This window comes from Nocardia sp. NPDC058497, assembly GCF_042720195.1.
Lineage (GTDB): Bacteria > Actinomycetota > Actinomycetes > Mycobacteriales > Mycobacteriaceae > Nocardia.
In genome coordinates, this window is record NZ_JBHXMY010000320.1 from 1 (window position 1) to 6,938 (window position 6,938).

A 6,938-nucleotide genomic window follows, 5' to 3' on the forward strand; every position below is an offset into this window, starting at 1 on the left:
CCGGTATCGCCGCCACCGTGGGCGGGGTCATCGACCGCCACGCCATGCTGCGCTCGCGCCTGCACCAGGTCGACGGCCGCTGGAACGTCGACACCGCACCCGCCGGTGCGGTCGACGCCGACGCGCTGATCGACCACAGCACCTTCGACGCGACCGCCACCGACGAGGAGCTCGTCGAGATCGCCTCCGCCGCACTGGATGCCAGCCTCGACCGGCTCGATCCGGCCGCGGGCGTCGTCGTCCGGTTCGTGTGGCTGGAGCCGACCGTGAGCGCGCCCGTGGTTTCGCTGCCCGCGACCGACGACGTCGCCGCCGCGCCCGCGATCTCGCTGCCCGCGACCGGCGCAGCCGCGGGTTCGCCCGTCGGCGCACTGCCCGGCACCGAAGCCGCGGCCCCGGCGAAGGCCACCCGCGCCGGACGCCTGATCGTCGTCGCCCACCACCTCGTGGTCGACGGTGTCTCCTGGCGCATCCTGGTGCCCGATTTCGTCGCGGCCTGGGGCCAGCTGTCCGCCGGTCAGCGGCCCGAGCTGGTCGCCCCCGCCACCTCGATGCGGGCCTGGGCGCACGCGCTCGCCGACGAGGCGCGCACCCCCGAACGCGCCGCCGAGCTCGACTTCTGGCGCGAGGTCGTCGCCACCCCGGATCCGCTGCTCACCGAGCGGCCGATGGACCCGGCGGTCGACGTCTCCGGTGTCATCGAGAAGCTGCCGGTGGAGGTGTCCACCGAGGTCACCAAGGCCCTGCTGACCACCGTGCCCGCCCTGTTCCACGGCGGCGTCAACGACGGTCTGCTGACCGCGCTCGCCCTGGCCGCGGCGAAGTGGCGCTCCACTCGCGTCCCCGCCACCGGCGCGGGCACCCCGGTCAACGGCTCCGCGCACCGCGACGGCCTGCGCACCGACTCCGCCCGGTCCGACAGCGATGCGCTGCTGGTCCGCCTCGAGGGCCACGGCCGTGAGGAAGAGGTCGCGCCCGGCGCCGACCTGTCCCGCACCGTCGGCTGGTTCACCGCCATCTTCCCGGTCCGTCTCGACCTGGCAGGCATCGACATCGATGCCGCGCTCGCCGGCGGCCCCGCCCTCGGCAAGGCCGTCAAGGCGGTCAAGGAACAGCTGCTCGCCGTGCCCGACAAGGGCATCGGCTACGGCCTGCTGCGGTACATGAACGCCGACACCGCGGCGGAACTGCCCACCCAGCTGCCCGGCCAGATCAGCTTCAACTACCTGGGCCGCGTCGCCGACAGCGATGTACCCGACGCGCTGCGCGGCTTCGGCTGGATCCCCGCGCCCGAGCTGGCCGCCCTCGGCGGCGCCTACGACGCCGACATGCCGGCGATGGCGCCGCTGGACGTCAACGCGATCGTCGTCGGCGACAAGCTCAGTGCCAATATCGGCTACCCGAGCACCCTGCTCGGCGCCACCGAGGTGCGAGAGTTCGCCGACCTATGGGTCACCGCGCTGGAAGCCGTTGCCCGGCACGCCAACTCGGCCGACGCGGGCGGTCATACGCCGTCCGACTTCGCGCTGGTGCGCTCCACCCAGGGCGATATCGACGTCTGGGAGAAGCGCTACCCCGAGCTGACCCAGGTGTGGCCGCTGGCCGCGCTGCAGGCCGGTCTGTTCTTCCACGCCCGCCTGGCCGCCAGCTCGGTCGACGTCTACACCGCGCAGGCGGTCCTGACGCTCACCGGTCGCGTCGACGCCACCCGTCTGCGCGCCGCCGCCCAGGCCCTGCTCGACCGGCATGAGACCCTGCGCACCGCGTTCGTCACCGACCACGACGGCAATGCCGTGCAGATCGTCCTCGATCACGCCCAGGTGGCCTGGACCGAACACGACCGCACCGAGACGGGCGAGTTCGCCGACCTCGTCGAGGCCGACCGCAACGCCCGCTTCGACCTGGCCGCGCCGCCGCTGATCCGGTTCACCCTGATCCAGATCGCCGAGAACGAGTGGCGCTTCGTGGTGTCCAACCACCACATCCTGCTCGACGGCTGGTCGACGCCGCTGGTCATGCGCGACCTGCTCGCGCTCTACGCCCTGCACGGTGACACGAGCGCGCTGCCCGCCGTCCGTTCCTACCGCCACTTCCTGGAATGGGTTGCCCAGCAGGATCACTCGGTGTCGGTCGCGGCGTGGTCCGACGCGCTGCGCGGCGTCACCGAGCCGACCCTGCTGGCCCGCCCCGACGCCAGCCGCGAGATCGCGGCCCTGTCGGACGAGTACCTGTTCGACCTGGACGAGCCGACCACGGCCCGCCTGGTCGCGCTCGCCGCCGACCTCGGCGTCACCCCGAACACCGTGCTGCAGGTCGCCTGGTCGATCGTGCTCGGCCGGATGACCGGCCGCGACGACGTGCTGTTCGGCACCACCGTCTCGGGTCGCCCGGCGCAGCTGTCCGGCGTGGAATCCATGGTCGGCCTGTTCATCAACACCGTCCCGGTCCGCGTGCGCTTCGACGCCGCCGAATCGGTGCGCGAGGTGCTGACCCGCACCCAGGGCGAGCAGGCCGACCTGCTCGACCACCACTACGTGGGCCTGGCCGAGATCCAGTCGGCCGCGGGCATCGGTGGCCTGTTCGACTCGCTGGTGGTCTTCGAGTCCTACCCGGTCGACGCCGAGGGCATCAAGGCCCAGGCCGCCGACATCGACGGCATGGCCGTCACCGGCCTGGACGCCGCCGACGCCACCCACTACCCGCTGTCGCTGATCGCGCAGCTCGACACCCAGCTGCGCATCCGCGCCGGCTACCTGAGCGACCTGTTCGACGCCGCCACCGTGCGCCGCATCGCCGAGCGCCTGATCCGGGTGCTCACCGCGATCACCACCGAACCCGGTGTGGCCGTTGGCGATATCGAGCTGCTCGACGCAGCCGAACGCGAGCTGGTCGTGCGCGACTGGAACGCCACCGCGCACGAGGTCGACCAGCAGGCCACGCTCGTCTCGATGTTCGAGGCGCAGCTGGCGCGCACCCCGCAGGCCACCGCCCTCTCCTTCGAGGGGACGAGTCTGTCCTACGCCGAGTTCGCCCAGCGGGTCTACCGCCTGTCGCGCTGGCTCATCGACCGTGGCGTCGGCCCGGAAACCTATGTGGCACTGGGCATGCGCCGCTCGATCGACCTGGTCGTCGGCATGTACGCGGTGAGCGTGGCCGGTGGCGCCTACGTGCCGCTTGACCCCGATCACCCGGCCGAGCGCACGGAATACATTCTGGCGACGGCGGATCCGGTGTGTGTGCTCACCTCGGGCACCGATCTGGAGATCGACACCGCGCAGGTCCGCATCGACCTGCTCGACCTGGTCGGTTACGCCGATGCCCGCGTCACCGATGCCGAGCGGATCGCCCCGCTGCGTCCGTCGAACACCGCGTACGTGATCTTCACGTCGGGTTCGACGGGTCGTCCGAAGGGTGTGGCGGTCAGCCATGGCGCGATCGTCAACCGTCTGGTGTGGATGCAGACGCAGTATGGCCTGACCGACGCCGATGTGGTGTTGCAGAAGACGCCCGCCACGTTCGACGTGTCGGTGTGGGAGTTCTTCTGGCCCTTGCAGATCGGTGCGAGCCTGGTCGTCGCCAAGCCCGACGGTCACCGCGATCCGGCCTACCTGGCCGAGATCATCCGCCTCGAAGGCGTCACCGTCACCCACTTCGTGCCGTCGATGCTCGCGGTCTTCGTCGCCGACGCCGCGGCCGCCCGCTGCGAGTCGCTGCGGATGGTCTTCGCCTCCGGTGAGGCGCTGCCGCCCAAGCCCGCGCACCGTCTGCGCGAGCTCACCGGCGCCGCCCTGCACAACCTGTACGGCCCCACCGAGGCCGCGGTCGACGTCACCTTCCACGAGGTCGTCGACACCGACACCGACACCGTCCCGATCGGCGCCCCGGTGTTCAACACCGAGGTCTACGTGCTGGACGCGCGCCTGCGGCCGGTCCCGGTCGGTGTCGCGGGTGAGCTGTACCTGGCGGGCACCCAGCTGGCGCGCGGCTACGTCGCGCGGCCGGACCTGACCGCCGACCGCTTCGTCGCCAACCCCTTCGAGGACGACGGCGCCCGCATGTACCGCACCGGCGACCTCGTCGCCTGGACCGAGCACGGCGAGCTGGAATACCTGGGCCGCACCGACTTCCAGGTGAAGCTGCGCGGTCTGCGCATCGAGCTGGGCGAGATCGAGTCGGCGCTGACCGGGCTCGACGAGGTCGCCCAGTCGGTGGTCGTTGTCCGCGGCGACCAGCACACCGGCGACCAGCTGGTGGCCTATGTCATCGCCGCGCCGGGCCGCACCGTCGACATCGAGGACGCCCGCGAGGAACTGGGCAACAACCTGCCCGCCTACATGGTGCCCGCGGTGCTCATCGTCCTCGACGAGTTCCCGCTCAACGCCTCCGGCAAGCTCGACCGCAAGGCGCTGCCCGCGCCGGTGTTCGAGGCCGCGGTGTTCCGCGCCCCGACCACCCCGGTCGAGGAGATCGTCGCCGCCACCTTCGCCGACGTGCTCGGCCTGGAGCGCGTCGGCCTCGACGACGACTTCTTCGCCCTCGGCGGCAACTCGCTGACCGCGACCCAGGTCGCCGCCCGCCTGTCGGCCTCGCTGGAGACCGACATCGGCGTGCGCGAGCTGTTCGAGGCCTCCACCGTCGCCGGGCTGGCCGCGCGCGCCGAGACGCACTCCGGCGCCGACCGCCGCGCCGCGCTGGTCCCGCAGCAGCGCCCCGAGCGGGTGCCGCTGTCGCTGGCTCAGCAGCGCATGTGGTTCCTCAACCGCTTCGACCCCGAGTCCGCGGTCGACAACATCCCGGCCGCCGTGCGGCTGTCGGGCCTGCTCGACCGGCAGGCGCTGCAGGTGGCCGTGGCCGACGTGCTCGCCCGCCACGAGTCGCTGCGCACCTACTACCCGGAGGTCGCGGGCGCGGCCCACCAGGTGATCGTGCCGACCGGCAAGGTCATCCCCGACCTCGCGCCGATCGAGACCACGGGTGCCGAACTGCCGCAGCGCCTCTCGGAGCTGGTGCTCACCGCGTTCGACGTCACCGCCGAGGTGCCGTTCCGGGCCGCCCTGTTCGAGGTGAGCCCGACCGAGCACGTGCTCGCCCTTGTCGTGCACCACATCTCGGCCGACGGCTTCTCCATGGGCCCGCTGACCCGCGACGTGATGACCGCCTACAGCGCCCGCGTCGAAGGCGCGGAACCGGCCTGGCGTCCGCTCGAGGTCCAGTACGCCGACTTCGCCCTGTGGCAGCGCGCCGTGCTCGGCGACGAGGACGACGCCAAGTCCGTGATCTCCCAGCAGATCTCGTTCTGGGGACAGCAGTTGCGCGGCCTGCCCGAGCAGCTCGACCTGCCCGCCGACCGGCCGCGCCCCGCGGTCGCCAGCGGACGTGGCGCCACCCACACCTTCGAGATCGACGCCGAAACCCATGCGGCGCTGGCCGATCTGGCCCGTAGCCGGGGCGCGACGCTGTTCATGGTCGCCCACGCGGCGCTGGCGCTGCTGCTCTCGCGCCTGTCCGGTGAGCACGACATCGCCATCGGCACCCCGATCGCGGGCCGTGGCGAGCGTGCCCTCGACGACCTGATCGGCATGTTCGTCAACACCCTGGTGCTGCGCACCGAGGTCGACGGCGACGCGAGCTTCACCGACCTGCTCGGCGAGGTCCGCGCGGCCGACATCGCCGCCTTCGGCCACGCCGACCTGCCGTTCGAGCGCCTGGTCGAGATCATCAACCCGGCCCGCTCGCAGGCACGCCACCCGCTGTTCCAGGTCATGCTGGCCTTCCAGAACACCGGCCAGTCCAACCTGGAACTGCCCGGCCTGACGGTCAGCGGCGTCGAGCTGCCGATCGATGTCGCCAAGTTCGACCTGAACGTGGTGCTCACCGAGAAGCCTGCGGAGTCCCCGTCGGGCATCGTCGCCGAGCTGATCTACGCCACCGACCTGTTCGACGCGGCCACGATGGACCGCTTCGGCGCCCGGTACGCGCGTCTGCTCGCCGAGATCGCGGCGGCGCCGAACCGCGCCGTGGGCGACATCGAGTTGCTCGACGCGACCGAAACCGCGCTGGCCGTGCACGGCTGGAACGACACCGCACGCGCGCTGCCCGATGCGGGCACCCTGGTCGATGAGTTCAACCGGCAGGCCGCGGCCACCCCGGACGCGGTCGCGATCGTCGACCCGGCCACCGGCTCGACCCTGACCTACGCCGAATTCGCCTCGCGCGTGCACCGATTGGCGCATCGCCTGATCGAGGCGGGCGTCGGCCCGGAGACCCTGGTCGCGCTCGGCCTGCGCCGCAGCATCGACCTGGTCGTCGCCGCCTACGCGGTGCAGGAAGCGGGCGGTGGCTACGTGCCGCTCGACCTGGACCAGCCCGCCGACCGCATCTCCTACGTGCTCGACACCGCCGCCCCGGTGGTCGTCCTCACCACGGGCCGTGACGGTTTCGACGCTGGCGAGCTGCCGACGCTGGCCATCGACACCCTCGAGCTGGCGGCCTACTCCGACGCGCCGGTCACCGATGCCGAGCGGATCGCGCCGCTGCGCCCGCGGCACCCGGCCTACGTCATCTTCACCTCGGGTTCGACCGGCCGCCCCAAGGGCGTCGCCGTGCCGCACGCCGCCGTCGTCAACCAGATTCGCTGGATCACCGGTGAATACGGCATCGGCGCCGACGATGTGGTGCTGTTCAAGACCCCGGCCACCTTCGACGTGTCGGTGTGGGAGCTGTTCGGCCCGCTGAGCACCGGCGGCCGGATCGTCGTGGCCAGCCCCGACGGTCACCGCGACCCGCAGTATCTCGCGGATGTCATTGCGGCGCAGCGCGTCACGATGACCTCGTTCGTGCCGTCGATGCTGACTGTTTTCGCAGGCAGCATCGATGCCGCCGCCGTCGCGGGCGGAGCTCTGTCCTCGCTGCGTGCCCTGCTGATCGCCGGTGAGGCC

General features: G+C 71.8%; 1 protein-coding gene. It reads left to right on the top strand.

The window, feature by feature from the left end; all coding sequences use genetic code 11:
• A partial coding sequence (locus tag ACFWPJ_RS20500) for an amino acid adenylation domain-containing protein (protein WP_378853591.1) occupies nt 1-6,938 on the top strand: 6,938 nt, incomplete at both ends.